17 protein-coding genes are annotated in these 18970 nt (G+C 74.0%); 13 read left to right on the forward strand and 4 right to left on the reverse strand.

The genetic code is table 11. The annotated features are described in order from the left end of the window. The first annotated feature begins 39 nt into the window (after positions 1-39). The 6 genes from ACFZBD_RS20245 to ACFZBD_RS20270 all read left to right on the forward strand — a co-directional run bounded on the left by ACFZBD_RS20245 (position 40) and on the right by ACFZBD_RS20270 (position 6604). Positions 40-1302 (forward strand): prenyltransferase/squalene oxidase repeat-containing protein, encoded by a 1263-nt coding sequence (locus tag ACFZBD_RS20245; RefSeq protein ID WP_391141029.1) that lies wholly within the window; start codon positions 40-42, stop codon positions 1300-1302. Beyond that, on the forward strand, positions 1299-2024 hold the full coding sequence (locus ACFZBD_RS20250; RefSeq protein ID WP_391141032.1) for an SCO2322 family protein: 726 nt from the start codon (positions 1299-1301) through the stop codon (positions 2022-2024). Before ACFZBD_RS20245 ends, ACFZBD_RS20250 begins: the two co-directional genes overlap by 4 nt. Next, on the forward strand, positions 2021-3268 hold the full coding sequence (locus ACFZBD_RS20255; RefSeq protein ID WP_391141035.1) for an energy-coupling factor transporter transmembrane component T: 1248 nt from the start codon (positions 2021-2023) through the stop codon (positions 3266-3268). Before ACFZBD_RS20250 ends, ACFZBD_RS20255 begins: the two co-directional genes overlap by 4 nt. Further along, on the forward strand, positions 3265-5043 hold the full coding sequence (locus ACFZBD_RS20260; protein ID WP_391141037.1) for an ATP-binding cassette domain-containing protein: 1779 nt from the start codon (positions 3265-3267) through the stop codon (positions 5041-5043). Before ACFZBD_RS20255 ends, ACFZBD_RS20260 begins: the two co-directional genes overlap by 4 nt. Next, positions 5040-5894, forward strand: coding sequence for an ECF transporter S component (locus ACFZBD_RS20265; protein WP_391141040.1), 855 nt, complete (start codon positions 5040-5042; stop codon positions 5892-5894). Before ACFZBD_RS20260 ends, ACFZBD_RS20265 begins: the two co-directional genes overlap by 4 nt. 308 nt (positions 5895-6202) lie before the next feature. Next, entirely contained in the window at positions 6203-6604 is a 402-nt protein-coding gene (locus ACFZBD_RS20270) for a transglycosylase SLT domain-containing protein (protein ID WP_391141043.1), read from the forward strand. Between the two features lie 189 nt (positions 6605-6793). Here ACFZBD_RS20270 and ACFZBD_RS20275 read toward each other — a convergent pair whose 3' ends face one another. Then, positions 6794-7963, reverse strand: a complete 1170-nt coding sequence (locus ACFZBD_RS20275; protein ID WP_391141045.1) for a steroid 3-ketoacyl-CoA thiolase — start codon at positions 7961-7963, stop codon at positions 6794-6796. Positions 7964-8216: 253 nt separating this feature from the next. On the opposite strand from ACFZBD_RS20275, the gene ACFZBD_RS20280 reads away from it, so the two are divergent. The 3 genes from ACFZBD_RS20280 to ACFZBD_RS20290 all read left to right on the forward strand — a co-directional run bounded on the left by ACFZBD_RS20280 (position 8217) and on the right by ACFZBD_RS20290 (position 11396). Next, positions 8217-9464, forward strand: a complete 1248-nt coding sequence (locus ACFZBD_RS20280) for a cytochrome P450 (protein WP_391141048.1) — start codon at positions 8217-8219, stop codon at positions 9462-9464. A 208-nt stretch (positions 9465-9672) separates the two neighbouring features. Beyond that, the gene (locus ACFZBD_RS20285) at positions 9673-10731 is read left to right on the forward strand and encodes a DUF2330 domain-containing protein (RefSeq protein WP_391141051.1); all 1059 of its coding nucleotides are present in this window, start codon (positions 9673-9675) and stop codon (positions 10729-10731) included. Continuing rightward, a complete protein-coding gene (locus tag ACFZBD_RS20290) occupies positions 10728-11396 on the forward strand; it encodes a class I SAM-dependent methyltransferase (protein ID WP_391141054.1) in 669 nt (222 codons plus the stop codon). Before ACFZBD_RS20285 ends, ACFZBD_RS20290 begins: the two co-directional genes overlap by 4 nt. A gap of 48 nt (positions 11397-11444) precedes the next feature. Here the strand turns inward: ACFZBD_RS20290 and ACFZBD_RS20295 are convergent, their stop codons facing one another. Beyond that, complete coding sequence (locus ACFZBD_RS20295; RefSeq protein ID WP_391141055.1) at positions 11445-12680, reverse strand: serpin family protein; 1236 nt, start codon at positions 12678-12680, stop codon at positions 11445-11447. A 212-nt stretch (positions 12681-12892) separates the two neighbouring features. Between ACFZBD_RS20295 and ACFZBD_RS20300 the strand changes: the two genes are divergently transcribed. Together ACFZBD_RS20300 and ACFZBD_RS20305 are read left to right on the forward strand one after the other, a co-directional pair. Next, a complete protein-coding gene (locus ACFZBD_RS20300) occupies positions 12893-13231 on the forward strand; it encodes an antibiotic biosynthesis monooxygenase (protein WP_391141059.1) in 339 nt (112 codons plus the stop codon). A gap of 65 nt (positions 13232-13296) precedes the next feature. Next, a complete protein-coding gene (locus ACFZBD_RS20305) occupies positions 13297-13785 on the forward strand; it encodes a GNAT family N-acetyltransferase (RefSeq protein WP_391141061.1) in 489 nt (162 codons plus the stop codon). 120 nt (positions 13786-13905) lie between these two features. Here the strand turns inward: ACFZBD_RS20305 and ACFZBD_RS20310 are convergent, their stop codons facing one another. Further along, a complete protein-coding gene (locus ACFZBD_RS20310) occupies positions 13906-15960 on the reverse strand; it encodes a DHA2 family efflux MFS transporter permease subunit (protein WP_391141062.1) in 2055 nt (684 codons plus the stop codon). A gap of 378 nt (positions 15961-16338) precedes the next feature. On the opposite strand from ACFZBD_RS20310, the gene ACFZBD_RS20315 reads away from it, so the two are divergent. Then, positions 16339-17148 (forward strand): peptidoglycan-binding protein, encoded by an 810-nt coding sequence (locus tag ACFZBD_RS20315; RefSeq protein ID WP_391141065.1) that lies wholly within the window; start codon positions 16339-16341, stop codon positions 17146-17148. Between the two features lie 135 nt (positions 17149-17283). Then, on the forward strand, positions 17284-17949 hold the full coding sequence (locus ACFZBD_RS20320) for an HAD-IA family hydrolase (RefSeq protein WP_391141067.1): 666 nt from the start codon (positions 17284-17286) through the stop codon (positions 17947-17949). A 142-nt stretch (positions 17950-18091) separates the two neighbouring features. On the opposite strand, the gene ACFZBD_RS20325 is transcribed toward ACFZBD_RS20320, so the two are convergent. Further along, positions 18092-18838, reverse strand: coding sequence for an ABC transporter permease (locus ACFZBD_RS20325; RefSeq protein WP_391141068.1), 747 nt, complete (start codon positions 18836-18838; stop codon positions 18092-18094). Between the last annotated feature and the right edge of the window lie 132 nt (positions 18839-18970).

Raw genomic sequence — 18970 nt, forward strand, 5'->3', positions numbered from 1 at the left:
GCGCGTGCCGGTCCTCGGCCGCAGGAGAGGCCAGCACCCATGACCACCGTCCGCCGCGGCGCCGCCGCGTTCGCAGCCGCCGCGCTGCTCTGCACCGGAACGGCTGCCGTCGCGTCCGCCGCGCCCTCCCCGACCCCGGCTCCCGCGATCCCCTCCGGGCTGTACGGCACGAAGGACCCGACGTACGACGGCGTCTGGCGCCAGTCGCTCGCCTTCATCGCCCAGCGGACCAACGGCGTCCAGCCCGCCGAGCAGGCCGTGAGCTGGCTCCAGCGGCAGCAGTGCGACAGCGGCGCCTTCTCCTCGTACCGCCCCGACCCCACCAAGCCGTGCGCCCCGGCCACCATGCTGGACACCAACGCCACCGCCGTCGCCGTGCAGGCGCTCTCCGGCGTCAAGCGCGACAGCGCCGACCCCGAGGCCCTCGCCAAGGCCGCCACCGCGGGCGCGGGCTGGCTGAAGGGCGTGCAGAACAAGGACGGCGGCTGGGGCTACAACCCCGGGAGCCCCAGTGACGCCAACTCCACCTCGATCGTGATCGGCGCCCTCGCCGCCCTCGGCGAGAAGCCGGGCGAGGTCGAGTCCGCCGACGGGAAGACGCCGTACGACGCGCTGCTCGGCTTCGCCCTCCCCTGCACCGACAAGGACGGCCCGGGCGCCTTCGCCTACCAGCCGGACAAGGCCGGCAAGCTCCTCGCGAACGCCGACGCCACCGCGGCCGCCACGCTCGCCGGGCTCGGCAAGGGCGTCACCGCCCGCGGCGTGAAGCCCGCCCAGGCCCCCGCCTGCGTCGGCCAGCCCCGGCAGACGGTCGAGCGGGCCGCCCGCAACGGCGCCTCCTACCTGGCCGGCGCGCTGGCGAAGACCGGGCACCTGAACACGCCGCCGATGCCGGGCGCCGCCGAGTCGGCCCCGCTCCCGGACTACGGCAACACCGCCGACGCCGTCGTCGCGCTCGCCGCGACCGGCGCCACCGAGCAGGCCACCGGGGCGCTGACCTGGCTGGAGAAGAACTCCGCCGCCTGGGCCAAGGAGAACGGCCCGGCCGCCTACGCCCAGCTGGTCTTCGCCGCCAACGCGATGGGCGCCGACCCGCGCGCCTTCGGCTCGGCCGACCTCCTCGCGCAGCTCGCCGCCACCGGCCCGGCGCCGCAGTCCTCGCCGTCCGCCTCCGCCTCCGCGGACGACCGGAAGGCCGCGGAGGACGGGGACTCCGGCTCCTTCAACATCTGGTGGATCGTCGGCATCGGCACGGTGGTCGGCGTCGGCATCGGCTTCCTGCTGAGCGGCCGCAAGAAGTGAGGTCCCGGCGCTCCTCCGCCGCCGCGGCCGTCACGGCCGCGGCGGTAGCCGTCCTGGCCGCGTCCGTCGCCACCCCCGCCCACGCCGGGACCGGATACCGCTACTGGTCCTTCTGGGAAGGCGACGGCGCCGGACGGTGGACGTACGCCACCCTCGGCCCGGCGAGCGCACGGCCCGCCGACGGTGCGGCGATCGGCTTCCGCTTCGCGGTCAGCCAGGACACGAAGGACGCCACCCGGCCGTCCGCGGCCGCCGACTTCACGCGGATCTGCGCCGGTACGGAGGAGAAGCCGGACACCAAGCGGATCGCGGTCGTCGTCGACTTCGGCACCGCGGCCGACGCCCCCGGGGGCGAGACGCCCCCGTCCCCGGCGCTCAAGACCGGCTGCGCGCGGCTCCACGAGGACGCGACGGGCGCGGAGGCGCTGGCGGCAGTGGCGAAGCCGCTGCGGTACGACAGCGCGGCGATGCTCTGCGGGATCGAGGGCTACCCCGCGAAGGGCTGCGGCGAGCAGGTCGCCGGGACGCCGACGTCCTCCGGGACCGGCTCGGAGACGGCCGGGACCGCGAAGCCCGAACGGACCGGCCCGACGTCCTCGGCCACCGCCGCCGACGGCGGCGCGGGGAACGACGGCGGGCCCGCCCTCGGGATCGCCGCCGGTGGGGCGGCCGTCCTCGTCCTCGGCGGCGCGGCGGTCTGGAAGGCCCGCCGCCGCGCATGATCCGTGCCCCCGAGGCGAACCGTTCCAACGCCCTGCACGCGGGCGCCTGGTGGCTCTGGGCGCTCGGTCTCGCCGTGGCCGCCTCCCGTACCACCAACCCGCTGCTCCTCGGTCTGATCGTCGGGGTCGCGGGCTATGTCGTCGCGGCGCGCCGCACCGACGCGCCCTGGGCCCGTTCGTACGGCGCGTTCGTGAAGCTCGGCCTGTTCGTGGTGGGCCTGCGCGTGGCCTTCTCGATCGTCCTCGGCTCGCCGATCCCCGGCACCCACGAGCTGTTCACGCTGCCCGAACTTCCCTTGCCCGACTGGGCCCAGGGCGTCCGGATCGGGGGCCGGGTCACCGCCGAGCAGATCGTCTTCGCGGTGTACGACGGGGCGAAGCTGGCGACCCTGCTCATCTGCGTCGGCGCGGCGAACGCGCTCGCCAACCCGGCCCGGCTCCTCAAGTCGCTGCCGGGCGCGCTGTACGAGGCCGGGGTCGCCGTCGTCGTGGCGATGACGTTCGCGCCGAACATGGTCGCCGACGTGGTCCGCCTCCGCACGGCCCGGCGACTGCGCGGCCGCCCGACGGGCGGGGTGCGGGCGGTGCTCCAGATCGGGCTGCCCGTCCTCGAAGGCGCGCTGGAACGGTCGGTCGCGGTGGCGGCGTCCATGGACGCGCGGGGGTACGGGCGGACCGCGCGGGTCCCGGCGGCGGTGCGGCGGACCACGAACGTGCTGACGCTGGGCGGCCTGCTCGGGGTGTGCGCCGGTTCGTACGGGCTGCTGGCGGCGGAGGGCGCCGGCTACGGCCTCCCGCTGGTCGGCGCCGGTCTCGCCGCCGCCGTGGCCGGTCTGTGGCTCGGCGGCCGGCGGACGGTGCGCACCCGCTACCGCCCCGACCGCTGGGGCCTGCGGGCCTGGGTGGTCGCGGGCTCGGGAATGGCGGTGGCGGCGTTGCTGATCGCGGCGGACGCCTCCGCGCCCGAGGCGCTCCGGCCGGGGGTCGTGCCGCTCGTACCGCCGACGCTGCCGGTGTGGCCGGCGCTCTCGGTGCTGGTGGGCCTGGTGCCCGCGTTCGTGGCCCCGGTGCCCGCCCCCGCCTCCGCTTCCCTTCCCGCTGCCGCGCCCGGGCCCGGGCCCGCTTCCGGGTCTTCGCCCGGGTCCGCTTCCGGGTCTTCGCCCGGGTCCGCTTCCGGGTCTTCGCCCGGACCCGCTTCCGGGTCCGCTTCCGTCGCCGCGTCCAAGGAGTCCCGAACCCCGTGATCCGCTTCGAGAACGTCTCGGTGACGTACGGGGACGCCGACGCGCCCACCCTGCGGAACCTGGACGTGACCGTCCCCGAGGGCGAGCTGGTGCTGCTCGTCGGCCCGTCCGGTGTCGGCAAGTCGACACTGCTCGGCGCGGTGTCGGGTCTCGTCCCGCACTTCACCGGCGGGACGCTGAGCGGCCGGGTCACGGTCGCGGGCCGGGACACCCGGACGCACAAGCCGCGCGAACTGGCCGACGTGGTGGGCACGGTGGGCCAGGACCCGCTGGCGCATTTCGTCACGGACACGGTCGAGGACGAGCTGGCGTACGGGATGGAGTCGCTGGGCCTGGCTCCGGCGGTGATGCGGCGACGGGTGGAGGAGACGCTGGACCTGCTGGGCCTGGCGGAGCTGCGCGACCGGCCGATCGCCACCCTGTCGGGGGGCCAGCGGCAACGGGTGGCGATCGGCTCGGTGCTGACCCCGCACCCGAAGGTGCTGGTCCTGGACGAGCCGACGTCGGCGCTGGACCCGGCGGCGGCCGAGGACGTCCTTGCGGTGCTGCAGCGCCTGGTCCACGACCTGGGCACGACGGTCCTGATGGCCGAGCACCGCCTGGAACGGGTGGTGCAGTACGCGGACCGGGTCCTGCTCCTGCCGGAGGGCGTGATGGGCCCGCCCGCCGACATCATGGCCGTCTCCCCGGTCCACCCGCCGGTGGTCGCCCTGGGCCGCCTCGCGGGCTGGTCGCCCCTCCCGCTGACGGTCCGCGACGCCCGCCGCCGCGCGACCGGCCTGCGCGCGCGCCTGGAGGGCCTGACCCCCACGACGCCCGCCGCCGCGGCCACCGCCCCGACCACGACCGAACCGATCACAACCACGACCACGACCGGCCCGACCACGACCGAACGGCTCACGACCGAACCGCCCGAGGCCGGACCGGAGCCGCGCACCGGGCTCGCCTTCCTGCGGCGGCGCCGGACCCGGGCTGCCTCCCCGCCCGGCGAGAGCCCGGACACGCGCCCGGGCACGCCCCTGGTCGAGGCCGACGGGCTCGGGGTCCGGCGCGGCCGGATCGAGGCGCTGCGCCGCGTCGACCTGCGGGTGACCGCCGGGGAGACCGTCGCCCTGATGGGCCGCAACGGCGCCGGCAAGTCCACCCTCCTCGGGAGCCTCGTCGGGATGGTCCCGCCGACCTCCGGGAGCGTGCGCGTCGGCGGTCTGGTCCCGCACAGGACCGAGCCCCGCGAGCTGATCCGCCGCGTGGGTCTCGTACCGCAGGAGCCGCGCGACCTGCTGTACGCCGACACGGTCGCCGCCGAGTGCGCCGCCGCCGACACGGACGCGGGCGCCCGCCCGGGGTCCTGCCGCGCGCTGGTGTCCGAACTGCTGCCGGGCGTGGCGGACGGCACGCACCCCCGTGACCTGTCCGAGGGGCAGCGCCTGGCGCTCGCCCTGGCCGTGGTCCTCACCGGGCGGCCCCCGCTGCTGCTGCTCGACGAGCCGACCCGCGGTCTCGACTACGCCGCCAAGGCGCGTCTCGTCGCCCACCTGCGGACGCTGACCGCCGAGGGGCACGCCCTCGTCCTGGCCACCCACGACGTGGAGCTGGCCGCCGAGCTGGCGCACCGGGTGGTGATCCTGGCGGGCGGCGAGGTCGTCGCGGACGGCCCGACCGCCGAGGTCGTCGTCTCCTCCCCCGCGTTCTCCCCGCAGGTGGCGAAGATCCTCGCCCCCGAGCCGTGGCTCACGGTCGAGCAGGTCGCCCCGCACCTGCGGGAGGTCCGGTGACCTCCCGCCGGGGGGTGGCCCGCCCGCTGCGCCTGGGCCCCCGGGCGGTCACCGCGCTGGTCCTGATCTCGGTCGTGGGCGTCCTGGCGTTCGGCTGGCCGCTGCTCGCCGACTCCTCGGCGGCCGTGACCTCGCACGCGGCCGACGCCCCCTGGCTCTTCGCCGCCCTGCTGCCGCTCCTGGTGGCGGTGGTCGTCGCCACCATCTCCGACGACGGGATGGACGCGAAGGCGGTCGCGATGCTGGGGGTGCTCGCCGCCGTGGGGGCGGCCCTGCGGCCGCTGGGCGCGGGGACGGCCGGTCTGGAGCCGATGTTCTTCCTGATGGTGCTGAGCGGCCGGGTCCTCGGCCCCGGCTTCGGCTTCGTCCTCGGCTCGGTGACCATGTTCGCGTCCGCCCTGCTCACGGGCGGGGTGGGGCCCTGGATGCCGTTCCAGATGCTGTCGATGGGCTGGTTCGCGATGGGGGCGGGGCTGCTGCCGGGCCCCGACCGGCTCAGGGGCCGCGCGGAGCTGCTGATGCTCTCGGCGTACGGCTTCCTGGCGGCGTTCGCGTACGGCACCGTCATGAACCTGTACGGCTGGCCGATCGTGGCCGGGCCGACCGGTGCCTCCTTCGTGCCCGGCGATCCGGTGCACGAGAACCTGGTGCGGTTCGCCGCCTACGTCCTGGCCACCTCCCTCGGCTGGGACCTCGGCAGGGCGTCGCTGACCGTCGTCCTCACCCTCACCGTCGGCGGGACCCTCCTGAAGGCGCTCCGGCGGGCGACGCGGCGGGCGAACTTCGAGGCCCAGGTCACATTCGAGGCCCCCGCGGGGTCCCGTGACGGTGAGGCGCCCCACAGGACCTAGGTCACGTACGGTCCGGGTTAGGAGACGGAGGGAACGGGCCGAATGCCCTCCCTTCACCCGGCTGACCTGCGCGGACGCGGGGACCGCCGGGCCGGGGCCGTTCGCGGGCGGTGCGATCGGGGGTAGTACCGGGGGTCGTTGCCGACGCGCTCCCGCTTTGCTTCTCTGGTGGACGTCGCCAGGCAGTCGGCGCTCAGCGCAGCTCCTCGGACGGGCCGATTCCGCACGTTCCCGGTCATCCCGGGCTCTGGTTCCGGCTTGCCTGAAACGCCCGGCGCAGTCCACGTCCCCGACGACAGGTGCCTGCCTTGTTCCGCTCCCTCGCCACTCGTGTCTCCCCCCGCAAGAAGACGCTCGCCGCCTCCGCGGCCGTACTGCTGAGCGCCTCGGGCGCGGTGCTGGGCACGACGTCCACGGCCTCGGCCGCGACGCCGCAGGAGATCGCCAAGAAGATCGTGCCCGCCTCGCAGTACCAGGCGTTCAGCAAGATCGTCGAGCACGAGTCCGGCTGGAACTTCACCGCCACCAACTCCTCCAGCGGTGCCTACGGCCTGGTCCAGGCCCTGCCGGCCTCGAAGATGTCCTCGGCCGGCTCCGACTGGAAGACGAACCCCGCCACGCAGATCAAGTGGGGTCTGAACTACATGAACGAGCGCTACGGCAGCCCGAACGCCGCCTGGTCGTTCTGGCAGGCCAACGGCTGGTACTGACCGGCCCGCCGGCCCCGGCCTTCCGCACGACCCCACGGCCTTCCGCACGGCCCCGCCCTCCCCACCGGAGGTGCGGGGCCCGTCGCGTTCCCGGGGCCCCGCACCGTCCGGCCACCGGCCGGCACCGGCCTCCCGCCCGCCGTGCCCGCCCGCTCCGGCCGTTCCGCCCGCTCCGGCCGTTCCGCCCCGCTACAGCCGTTGGATGATCGTGCCGGTGGCCAGCGCCCCGCCCGCGCACATCGTGATCAGCGCGAACTCCTTGTCCGTCCGCTCCAGCTCGTGCAGCGCGGTGGTGATGAGCCGGGCCCCGGTCGCGCCGACCGGGTGGCCGAGCGCGATCGCTCCCCCGTTCACGTTCACCTTCGCCAGGTCCTGGTCGAAGACCTGCGCCCAGCTCAGCACCACCGAGGCGAAGGCCTCGTTGATCTCGACGAGGTCGATGTCCCGGAGCGACATCCCGGCCTTGCCGAGCACGGCGCGGGTGGCGTCGATGGGCCCGTCGAGGTGGAAGTGCGGGTCCGAGCCGACGAGGGCCTGGGCGACGATCCGGGCGCGGGGCCGGAGCTTGAGCGCGCGGGCCATCCGCTTGGAGGCCCACATCAGCGCGCAGGCGCCGTCGGAGATCTGCGAGGAGTTCCCCGCGGTGTGGACGGCGGTCGGCATGACCGGCTTGAGCCGGGCGAGGGCCTCCATGCTGGTGTCGCGCAGCCCCTCGTCACGGTCCACCAGCCGCCACATGCCCTGTCCGGCGGCCTGTTCCTCCTCCGTGGTGGGCACCTGGACGGCGAAGGTCTCGCGCTTGAAGCGCTCCTCGGACCAGGCGACGGCCGCCCGTTCCTGGGAGAGCAGCCCGAGCGCGTCGACGCGTTCGCGGGTGAGTCCGCGCTTGCGGGCGATGCGCTCGGCGGCCTCGAACTGGTTGGGCAGGTCGACGTTCCACTCGTCCGGCCACGGCTTTCCCGGCCCGTGCTTCGAACCGGAGCCCAGGGGGACGCGGGACATGGCCTCCACCCCGCAGCTGATGCCGATGTCGACGACCCCGGAGGAGATCATGTTGGCGACCATGTGGCTCGCCTGCTGGGAGGAGCCGCACTGACAGTCGACGGTGGTGGCGGCGGTCTCGTAGGGCAGCCCCATGGCGAGCCAGGCGTTGCGCGCCGGGTTCATGGACTGCTCGCCGGCGTGGGTGACCGTACCGCCGACGATCTGCTCGACGCAGTCGGCGTGGATGCCGGTGCGGCCGAGGAGTTCGCGGTAGGTCTCGCCCAGGAGGTAGGCGGGGTGCAGATTGGCGAGCGCGCCTCCGCGCTTGCCGATGGGGGTGCGTACGGCTTCGACGATGACGGGTTCCGCGGCCATGAGCTCGTCCTCTCCTCGCCCCGGCGGGGTGTCCCGGCACTCCGCCCCAGGGAACTAGTACGCGTTCTAGTTCTGTGTGCAGTCTTATGACTGCTACCGCCGGTACGCAAGGGTCGTGCACGTACCCTCTGCACCCTTTCCCCGCAACAGTTCCCGCCGCGGCCCTTGCCACTTGTAGAACTCGTTACTACCTTTCCGGGAACTTCTGATGGACCGTCAGACGAACGCGTCTCAGACATGGAGTGTGTTGCCGATGCCCTGCCCTCACCTCCCCGAAGGGTTCGACGCCACCGACCCCGACCTGCTCCAGGCCCGCATCCCCTTCCCGGAGTTCGCGCGGCTGCGGCAGACCGCGCCGGTGTGGTGGTGCCCGCAGCCACGGGGCATCACGGGGTTCGACGACGAGGGCTACTGGGCCGTCACCCGCCACGCGGACGTCAAATACGTGTCCACGCGCCCGGAGTTGTTCTCCTCCACCGAGAACACCGCCGTCATCCGCTTCAACGAGCACATCACCCGGGACCAGATCGAGGTCCAGAAGCTGATCATGCTCAACATGGACCCGCCCGAGCACACCCGCGTCCGTCAGATCGTCCAGCGCGGCTTCACCCCGCGCGCGATCCGGACGCTGGAGGCGGCGCTGCGCGCCCGCGCCCGCGCGATCGTCGAGGAGGCGAGGCGGAACGCCGGCACGGACGGCACCTTCGACTTCGTCACCCAGGTCGCCGTCGAACTGCCGCTCCAGGCGATCGCCGAACTCATCGGCGTACCGCAGGAGGACCGCTCCCGGATCTTCGACTGGTCGAACAAGATGGTCGCGTACGACGACCCGGAGTACGCCATCACCGAGGAGATCGGCGCCGAGGCAGCGATGGAGCTCATCGGGTACTCGATGAACCTGGCCGCGGCCCGCAAGGAGTGTCCGGCCCAGGACATCGTCACCCAGCTGGTCGCCGCCGAGGGGCAGGGCAACCTCTCCTCGGACGAGTTCGGCTTCTTCGTCCTGCTGCTCGCGGTGGCCGGAAACGAGACCACCCGCAACGCCATCAGCCACGGCATGCACGCCTTCCTCACCCACCCCGACCAGTGGGAGCTCTTCAAGCGGGAGCGGCCCGCGACCGCCGCCGAGGAGATCGTGCGGTGGGCGACCCCGGTCGTCTCCTTCCAGCGGACGGCCACGCAGGACACCGAGCTGGGCGGGCAGAAGATCCGCAAGGGCGACCGGCTGGGACTCTTCTACTCCTCCGCCAACAACGATCCCGACGTCTTCGAGCACCCCGAGGCCTTCGACATCACCCGCGACCCCAACCCCCACCTCGGCTTCGGGGGCGGAGGACCGCACTTCTGCCTGGGCAAGTCCCTCGCCATCAACGAGATCGAGCTGATCTTCAACGCCCTCGCCGACGAACTGCCCGACCTGACCCTGGCGGGCGAACCCCGCCGGCTGCGGGCGGCCTGGCTGAACGGCATCAAGGAACTGCGGGTCCGCGTGGCCGGCTGACGTGGGAGGCGGGGGCCCATCCCCCCTGCGCCCGGCCCCCGCCTCTCTCGCCTCGCCCTCGCCTTCCCGGCCCCGCCTCTCCCGGCCTTCTCTTCTCCCGCTCGGGGCGTCCGGGACGCTCGGGACACCCGGGAGCAGCCGCGCACGGAACCGGACGCGCGGGCCGCGCGTCTGAGCCCGCATGCGGGGGAGACAGAGAATTCTGGCCATGATCATCGCGCTGTTCGCGCTCCAGCTCGGCTCGCTGGTCGCCCCGGCGTACGCGTGCGGCTGCGGCGCCATGGTGACCGACCGCGCCCAGGCGATCGGCGTGGACCGGGAGACCTCGGCCGTGCGCTGGGACGGCCGCACGGAAGAGATCGTCATGCGGTTCACCGTGCGCGGGAACGCCGAGCGGGCCGCCTGGATCATGCCCGTACCGAGCCGGGCCGACGTCCGGCTCGGCGACGCGGCGCTCTTCGACGCACTCGACCGGCTCACCCGGCCCGCCCACGTCGACCGGCACTACTTCTGGCCGCGCGGGGGCGACTGGCCCTTCACCGACGGCGACACCGACGGCGCCGGGGCCGCCCCGCCCGGCAGCGCCGCCGGGGACGTCGGGGTCGTCGGACGCGAGCGGCTCGGCCCCTTCGACGTGGCCCGGCTGACCGCCGCCGACCCCGAGGCGCTGAGCGGCTGGCTGGAACGGAACGGCTTCGAGCTGTCCGACCGGCTGGCGACCGAACTCAGGCCGTACACCGACCGGAAGTGGGAGTACGTCGCCGTGCGCCTCGCGCCCGACGACGAGGGGGCGGTGCTGCGCGGGGAGCTCGACCCGCTGCGGATCCGTTTCGCCAGCGACCGGCCGGTCTATCCGATGCGGCTCTCCCGGCTGGCGAAGACCCCCCAGTCGCTCCACCTGTACGTCCTCGCCGACCACCGCATGGAACCGCGCGACACCATCGGAGGGGCACGGCCCGAGGTCCGCTTCGCCGGTCCGGTACAGCCCGAGGGCGCGGTCGCGGACCTCACCGGCGGGCAGCGGGTCTATCTCACGGCGCTGCGGCAGGAGTTCCCGCAGCCCGCGCGCATCGACGGCGACCACGAACTGAAGGCGGTGGCCGACACCCCCTACCGGGAGACCCTCTACTCCGACCGGCTGCTCACGGTCGGCGACGGCGTCCCGGTGTGGCTCCTGACCGTCGCCGGAGCCCTGGTCTCCGGGGTCGCGGCGGTCGTGGCGATCCGCGGACGGCGACGGAGCCCCACGGTAGGTTCGGCCGTATGAATCAGGAGCAATGGACCGCTGTCGACCACTACTTCACCGATCGGCTCGTCCCCGCCGACGAGGCGCTGGACGCCGCGCTCAGGGACTCCACGGCGGCCGGGCTGCCCGAGATCGCCGTCGCGCCCAACCAGGGCAAGCTGCTCCACCTGCTCGCGGCAACGGCGGGCGCGCGGTCGGTCCTGGAGATCGGCACGCTCGGCGGCTACAGCACGATCTGGCTGGCCCGCGCCCTGCCCGCCGACGGCCGGCTGATCACACTGGAGTACGACCCCGCGCACGCCGACGTGGCCCGTGCCAACGTCGCCCGCGCCGGGCTCGACAAGGTCGTCGAGGTCCGCACGGGCGCGGCGCTCGACACCCTCCCCCGGCTGGAGGCGGAGGGGGCGGGCCCGTTCGACCTGGTCTTCATCGACGCCGACAAGGTGAACAACCCGCACTACGTGTCCTGGGCGTTAAAGCTCGCCCGCCCCGGAACGCTGATCATCGTCGACAACGTGGGGCGGGCCGGCAAGGTCGCCGAGGAGCACCCCGACGACCCGGCGATCACCGGCACGCGCGAGATGTTCGACCTGGTCGCCCGGGAGCCCCGCCTGGACGCCACGGCGTTCCAGACGGTGGGGACGAAGGGGTACGACGGGCTGCTGCTGGCCCGCGTGGTGAGCTGACGCCCGGGGCGCCCGGTGGCGGCGGGGACGGGACGCCCGGAGCGGGGACTACGCCTCGCCGTCGGCGCCGGTGCGGGGCCGGGGCGCGCTCGACCGCCAGCCGGTGAAGAGCGGCGTCCCGCCCGAGGCGTCCAGCACGACCACGCCGAAGGGCCGGTCGAAGGCGATCTCCTCGATCACCTTCCGGCGAGCGGCACCGCTGCGGGTCATGGCGACGGCCGTGACGGCGGCGGCCTCCACGCCCTGTTCGGCGACCTCGACGAGGGCTTCCTGGACGGCCTTGGCGAGGTACAGCGGCCGGGGCGAGAGGCCGGAGAAGTCGGCCCCGGGGCGGACGGCCCGGGTGATCCCGAGGGCGGGAAGCCGGCCGTGCACATCGGTCCTGGTCCGCAGGGAGAAGCGCGGCAGGGCGAGGGCGACGCCGTCGGCCCGGAGCGCCTCGCGCCTGCCGTCCCCTGCCCAGGCGGCGGCGAGGGTCCCGGCCGGTTCGGCGCCGGCCGCCCCGAGGACGAACCGCACCCGCGCTGCGCTCCCTTCGGACTCCTCCGCCTTCTCGGTCCCTTCGGCCCTCCCCGTCCCTGCGGGTCCTTCGCAGGGCAGTTCGACGACGGTCGTCCCGCCCACCCGCCAGGCCCAGGAGGAGGGAATCCGCTGGTGCATGGTCGGTACGGAGGTGGTGTCGCCGTGCCTGTCGGTGAACGGCTCGTCCCGCGTCGCCTCGACGGGGAACGCGTGGCGCCAGGCGACCTTCAGGGCCAGGGCGTTGGCCAGGACCAGGTCCTCGGAGCCGTCGAGCGCGAGCGGGAGCCGGCCGATCCGGCCGCCGGTCGCCTCCGCCACCCATGCGTCGATCACCCCCTGCGCGCCACCCGCTCCGGCTCCCGCTCCCGCCTCGGGTCCGGCTCCCGCTCCGGCTCCGGCACCGGCACCGGCACCGGCACCGGCACCGGCCAGCGTCCCGAACCCCACGTCGGGCAGCCCACGCCGGAAGCCATCGAGGAGCGGCACCGCGCTCCACAGGCCGGTCGCCACGGCCACCCCTCCGGTCCGGCCCAGCCACCGTCCGGCCCGGGTCACGGCCCCGGCCGCCTCTCCGGCGTCGACGCCGAGCAGCTCCCCCAACTCCCGTGCGGTATCCGCCCGCGCCCCGGAGGCCACCGCCCCGAGCGCCAGCCACAGCCCGGCCGGCGAACACACGAAGTCCTGGTCGCCGAACCGCGGCAGCCACCGTTCCGCGAGCGCCCGCACGGCCTCCGCGTACGCGCCCGGATCCCTTCCGTCCATCTCCACGCCCTCCCTCTCCCGCCCCCGGCCTTCCGACGACCCGGCCTTCCCGGGACCGCTCGGTCCGCCTGTCCGCCCCGGGGGTGCCGGCCGCCTCCAGGGGTCGCCTCGCCGGTTCCCGTCATCCGTACCCGCCCACCGATGTAGCAGACTGCACGCAGGTGATCGAGGCCCGGCTCCCCGCCCGGCCCGTGTTCTCTGAGAGGTGTCGTGTGCCCAGCGTCGTAAAGATCAACGTCCTGACCGTGCCCGCCGAGCAGCGCGAGGTGCTGGAGCGGCGCTTCGCCTCGCGGGCCGGGGCCGTGGAGGGGTCCGACGGGTTCGAGTGGTTCGAGCTGCTGCGCCCGCTGGAGGGCACCGACCAGTACCTGGTGTACACCCGCTGGCGGAGCGAGGAGGACTTCCAGAACTGGATGAACGGTTCGATGAAGGCGGCCCACCAGGGCACCTCCGGTGGCGAGGCCGAGAGCGGGGCGGAGCGGCCGAAGCCCGCGGCGACCGGGTCCACCCTGTGGTCGTTCGAGGTCGTCCAGCAGGCCTCCCCGAAGTAGCCGCCCGAGGCGGGCGCGCGTAAACGGGAGGCGGCCCCGGCCCGGCACGCCTCACAATGGCGCGCATGACCTGGCACTTCTCCCCCGAGCGCGTCGACAGCCCGGCCGCCACCGCCCTGCGCCGTGACTACTACGCCGAGGTCGCGAGCCGCTACTGGAAGCGGCCCGCGACCGAGGCGGAGATCGACGAGGGACTGGCCGGTGACGGCGTGGAGCTGCTGACCCCGCCGACCGGCGAGTTCCTCGTCGGCACCTTCAAGGGCGAGCCGGCGGCCTGCGGCGGTGTCCTGCTGCTCGACGGCGGGCGCGCCGAACTGACCCGGGTGTACATCCGGCCGGCCTTCCGGGGGAACGGCGGTGCGGGGCTCCTGATGGGCGGTCTGGAGGCGGCCGCGCACGCGCTCGGCGCCCGGCGGATGGTCCTCAACACCCGTCTCGACCTCATCGAGGCCCGCACCCTCTACGTCCGCCACGGATACGCGGAGATACCGGCGTACTGCGAAGGCCCGTACATGGACATCTGGTACGGGAAGACCCTCACCCAGGCGGTGTAGCGAAGCACCCGGCGATCCCGGCGACCGCGCCTCGCGGGTCGGGGCCTCGCGGGTCGGGGGCCTCGCGGGTCGGGGCCTCGCGGGTCGGGGCCCGGCCCGTCAAGCGTCGAGCGTCGTTCGTCAGGCGTGGTGGTCGCGCGGTGGCTGGTGTCCGTGCGGCCGTTCCGCGTCCGAGCCGCACAACTCGGCCGTCAGTTGCTCCACCAGCTGGACCAGGTCCGTCGGCCGCTCCGGCCCCCACCAGTCGCCGAGCAGTTCCGCCAGGGACTCCTCGCGCGCCGTGGCCAGCCTGGCGGCCGTCTCGACGCCCGCGTCGGTCAGGATCAGCTGCAGCCCCTCCCGCCGGGCCAGCCGTCGCTCCTCGACCTGCCGGGCCGCCTCGGTGACGGCCCGCAGCGGTACGGGTGTGGTCTCGGCGAGACGGACCGGCTCGACGGTGCCGTGGCGGCGGATCCGCAGCAGCAGCCAGCTAGCGGCCGGCAGCAGGTCGAGCCCCGCCTTGTCGGTGATCTTCTCGTAGACCGCCTTGCGTCCCTCCCGGGAGCCCAGCACCGACAGGGCGCGGGCGCACTCCTCGTACGACGACCGCTGCACCGGGTTGGAGGCGAGCGTCTGGCTGGTGTCGGGGGCGGTGACGGAGCCGCGCAGCTTGTCCTCCTTGAGGAACCAGGCGACCACGAAGGCGACCAGGACGACCGGCGCCGCGTACACGAACACGTCGGTGATCGAGGTGGCGTACGCGTGCAGGACCGAGGGGCGCAGGCCGGGCGGGAGCGCATCGATGGTGCGCGGGTCGGCGGCCAACCGCCCCCCGTCGACGCCCGGCGGCACCTCCTGCCCGGCGAGGGCGTCGCCGAGGTTGTCGATGAGCCGGTTGGTGAAGAGGGTGCCGAAGATGGCGACGCCGAAGGAGGCTCCGATGGAGCGGAAGAAGGTGGCGCCCGAGGTGGCGACGCCGAGGTCCTCGTAGGAGACGGCGTTCTGCACGACGAGCACCAGGACCTGCATGACCAGGCCGAGTCCGGCGCCGAAGACGAAGAAGGTGACGCTCATCGCCCAGGTGGAGCTGGTCTCCGTCAGGCGGTGCAGGAGGAGCAGTCCGAGGGCGGTGACGGCGGTGCCGGCCAGGGGGAAGACCTTCCAGCGGCCGGTGCGGGAGACGATCTGGCCGGACGCGGTGGAGGTGAGGAGCATGCCGACGACCATCGGCAGCATGTGGACTCCGGACATGGTCGGGGTGACGCCCTGGACGACCTGGAGGAAGGTCGGCAGATAGGTCATCGCGCCGAACATCGCGAAGCCGATGACGAAGCTGATGACCGAGACGAGGGTGAAGGTCCTGATCCGGAACAGCTTCAGCGGGAGGACGGGCTCGACGGCCCGCTTCTCGACGTGCACGAAGCAGACCAGGAGGACGGCGCCGAGAACGGCGAGCCCGATGATCTGCGGTGATCCCCAGCCCCAGGTGGTGCCGCCGAGGGAGGCCACCAGGACGAGGCAGGTGGCCACGGAGGCGATGAGGAAGGTGCCGAGGTAGTCGATGGTGTGCCGGGTGCCCCGGGCCGGGATGTCCAGCACGGCGGCGATGACGAAGAGGGCGACGACACCGATCGGCAGGTTGATGTAGAAGACCCAGCGCCAGGAGAGGTGTTCGGTGAACAGCCCGCCGAGCAGTGGTCCGAGGACGCTGGTGGTGCCGAAGACGGCACCGAACAGGCCCTGGTACTTGCCGCGTTCCCGGGGCGAGACGAGGTCGCCGACGATCGCCATCGACAGGACCATCAGACCGCCGCCGCCGAGGCCCTGGATGCCGCGGAAGGCGATGAGCTGCGGCATGTTCTGGGCGATGCCGCAGAGGACGGAGCCCACGAGGAACAGGACGATGGCCGCCTGGAAGAGTTTCTTGCGGCCGTACTGGTCGCCGAGCTTGCCCCACAGGGGCGTGGCCGCCGTGGAGGCGAGCATGTAGGCGGTGACGACCCACGACAGGTGCTCCATGCCGCCGAGTTCGCTGACGATCGTCGGCAGGGCGGTGGAGACGATGGTCTGGTCGAGTGCGGCGAGCAGCATGCCGAGCAGCAGCGCACCGATCGCGACGATGACGGTCCGGTGGCTCTGCCCCTCCCCCGGAGCGGGGCCTCCGCCGACGTCCGGCGCGCGTACTTCCTGGGCCATGGGCACTCTCCTCGGGTCTCCTCCGCGGATCCTGCGTACCCCCCATATTGATCGTTATGTCCTGTTATGGCCTGCCGAAGGGAACGGCTGTTCCTGGGCCGTTCGGGTGGGCCTGCATAATCGCTCGCAATCGGAATGGGGAGGGGACCCACTGTGGCCGGACGCGTCTGTCCAGATTGCGGTGTAGAGAGACGGGGCTGCGCCTGCGCCCGGGCGGAGATCGCGGCGGCGGAGGACTTCGACCCGCTGCGGATACGGCCGTACGTGACGCTGGATCCGCCAAGAGGGGCGCCGGGTGACGCTCCCGCGCCGCCCTCACCACTCTCGCCGCCCTCACCGCTCTCGCCACTCTCGCCGCCGCCCCCGTCGTCGTCGGAGGTGACCGCGCCGCTGCCGGTGACGGCGCCCGCGCCCGGCGCGCCGACTCCCCCACACACCCCGTACATCCCGCACACGCACCCCGCCGGCGATCCGTCCGAGACGATGCCGCTGCTGCTGCGCGGGGTGGTCGGCGACCCCGGCTTCGAGACCGGCCAGGGTTCCGGGGCCCGGCGGGAGGGGCCGGCCACGCGGCGGCGCGGCGCGTTCGTGGCGCTCGCGGCGGCCGTCGCCGTGGCCGTGATCGGTACGGCGGCCCTCGCGGCCGGGATGCTCGACGGCGGGGACGACGCCGAGGACCGGGCCGCCGTGCCCACGGTCACCGCGAGCGCGTCGGAGAACGTCGCCGTGACGGAGTCCCCGAACCCCTCGCCTTCCGGGTCCACCTCGGCGAGCGCGTCGCCCTCACCCACGGCGTCGAGGACCCCGTCCGCCTCCGCCTCACCCTCCGCCCGCACGGCGAGCCCCTCGGCCTCGGCGTCCCGAAACTCGGTGGCGCCTTCTTCCCCGGCGGCCGGAGGGCCCGGGTCCCCTTCGCCGAGCCGCGCCCCCTCCGCCCCGGCCGTCGCCCCGACCGAGACCCCCGAGGGGACGACCCTGCGTCCGGGGGACACCGGGGGCGAGGTCAAGGAGCTGCAGCGACGGCTGCGCCAGGTGGGGGCGTACGACGGCCGGGCGGACGGCAGGTACGACGACGAGGTCGAGGAGGCGGTCGCGCTCTACCAGTCGTACAAGCACCTCTGGGAGGACCCGTACGGCGTCTACGGACCTCACACGCGCCGCGCGCTGGAGGCCGAGACGAGCGGGTGAGGTCCGTCATACGGAACGGGTTGGCGTGAGCGCCCCCTGTTTTGTATCGTGTAGGAACAAAGTGGCCCCGCTCGCACTCCCTGACCGGTGAGCGGGTCCACTTCGTTCTCCGCCCACCCCTTTTGGAGACCGTTCATGGCCGCCGCCACCCCGGCAACGCTCACCGCCCGCGCCCTCCTCCTCGACATGGACGGCACACTCGTCAACTCCGACGCCGTCGTGGAGCGCTGCTGGCGCCGCTGGGCCGTCCGCCACGGACTCGACCCCGAACAGGCGCTGAAGGTCGTCCACGGCCGCCAGGGGTACGCGACGATGGCCGTGCTCCTTCCCGACCGTCCGATGGAGCAGAACTACGCGGACAACCGGGTGATGCTGGCCGAGGAGACCGCCGACCTGGACGGTGTCGTGCCCGTCCCGGGCGCCCCCGCCTTCATGGACGCGATCGCCGCCCTGCCGCACGCCCTGGTGACCTCGGCGAACGCGGCCCTCGCCGCGGCCCGGATGAGCGCGGCGGGGCTGCGGATGCCGGACGTCCGGGTCACCGCCGAGTGCGTCGGGGCCAGCAAGCCGGACCCGGAGGGCTTCCTCAAGGGCGCGGTTGAGCTGGGCTTCGATCCGGCGGACTGCGTCGTCTTCGAGGACTCCGAGGCGGGCATCCAGGCGGGTCGCGCGGCGGGCATGCGCGTCGTCGGCGTGGGCCCCCGCGCGGCCGCCCTGGCACCGGACGCCCATGTGGCGGACCTGACGTCCCTCCGGGTCACCACGACGGCGGACGGCACGATCGAGCTGACGGTCCCGTAGCCCCTACGGGGCTCTCGCTCCCGCGGCTCGGTTCGCCTCCGGCGGGGGCGAGCCGCCCGTCCGCCGGCGGGTCGCCCGCGCCGGCCCGTCAGTGGGGGGCGCCCGCGCCGGCCTGTCAGGGGGTCGCCCGCGCCGTGACCCGTCAGCGAGGCGCCCGCGCCAGCCTTCCCCGCGCCACCAGTTCGAGCACCACCGCGACCGCCACCGCCTGGACCACCATCAGGGCGACCAGGACGAACAGCTGCACCGCCCCCGCCTCCCAGGGTGACGCGCCGCCGAGCAGCATCCCCACGAAGGCACCCGGCAGGGTCACCAGGCCCACGGTCCTCGTCTGGTCGAGCCCCGGCAGCAGCGCGTCCGAGGCCGCCTTCCTCGCCACCTCCAGTCGGGCCTCCCGCACGAGGAGGCCAAGGGCGAGCCCGGCCTCCACCTCGCCCCGCCGCGTCTCCAGTTCGTCCAGGGCGCGGCGCCCGCCGAGCACGGTGGCCGTCAAGGCACCGCCGATGAGGATCCCGGTCACCGGGATCAGCGCGACCCCGCGCACCGGCACCAGACCGGTCAGCACGAGCGTCCCCACCACCGGCGCGACCCCCGCCGCGATCGGCGCGGCGGCCCACCACCAGCCGCGCCCCGGCGCGGGGACGACCCGTCGCCCCGCCGTCCACACCGCGACCGCGAACATCAGCAGCAGGAACCCCAGCAGCAGCGGCACATGGCGCATCACCCAGCCGATCACCAGCGACACGGCCACGAGCTGGACGGCCGCCCGCCCGCCGGCGATCAGACTGTCGCGCGGCCGGCCCAGGCGCGCGACGGCGACCACCCCCGCGGCCACGGCGAGCAGAACGGCGAGAACCACCCCGAAAGTGACATTGACGTCCAGGAGCACGCCGCAACCCTAGGGGGTGTCTTGTCGATCAGGCCGGGCCCGTTCGAAAACAAACCCCCCCGGGGCGCAAACGGGTATTTGGGGCCGTGACCCAACCCGCCCCGCGTTGAGGGGAGTGCCCCCGTCGTCACC

Source organism: Streptomyces sp. NPDC008121 (assembly GCF_042957155.1).
Taxonomy (GTDB): domain Bacteria; phylum Actinomycetota; class Actinomycetes; order Streptomycetales; family Streptomycetaceae; genus Streptomyces.

Excerpts from the sequence above, each read along its gene's own strand:
- ACFZBD_RS20285 (WP_391141051.1), top strand. The coding sequence starts at position 9,673 with ATGATCATCGCGCTGTTCGCGCTCCAGCTCGGCTCGCTGGTCGCCCCG.
- ACFZBD_RS20290 (WP_391141054.1), top strand. The coding sequence starts at position 10,728 with ATGAATCAGGAGCAATGGACCGCTGTCGACCACTACTTCACCGATCGG.
- ACFZBD_RS20295 (WP_391141055.1), bottom strand. The coding sequence starts at position 12,680 with ATGGACGGAAGGGATCCGGGCGCGTACGCGGAGGCCGTGCGGGCGCTC.
- ACFZBD_RS20320 (WP_391141067.1), top strand. The coding sequence starts at position 17,284 with ATGGCCGCCGCCACCCCGGCAACGCTCACCGCCCGCGCCCTCCTCCTC.
- ACFZBD_RS20305 (WP_391141061.1), top strand. The coding sequence starts at position 13,297 with ATGACCTGGCACTTCTCCCCCGAGCGCGTCGACAGCCCGGCCGCCACC.
- ACFZBD_RS20255 (WP_391141035.1), top strand. The coding sequence starts at position 2,021 with ATGATCCGTGCCCCCGAGGCGAACCGTTCCAACGCCCTGCACGCGGGC.
- ACFZBD_RS20280 (WP_391141048.1), top strand. The coding sequence starts at position 8,217 with ATGCCCTGCCCTCACCTCCCCGAAGGGTTCGACGCCACCGACCCCGAC.
- ACFZBD_RS20310 (WP_391141062.1), bottom strand. The coding sequence starts at position 15,960 with ATGGCCCAGGAAGTACGCGCGCCGGACGTCGGCGGAGGCCCCGCTCCG.
- ACFZBD_RS20275 (WP_391141045.1), bottom strand. The coding sequence starts at position 7,963 with ATGGCCGCGGAACCCGTCATCGTCGAAGCCGTACGCACCCCCATCGGC.
- ACFZBD_RS20245 (WP_391141029.1), top strand. The coding sequence starts at position 40 with ATGACCACCGTCCGCCGCGGCGCCGCCGCGTTCGCAGCCGCCGCGCTG.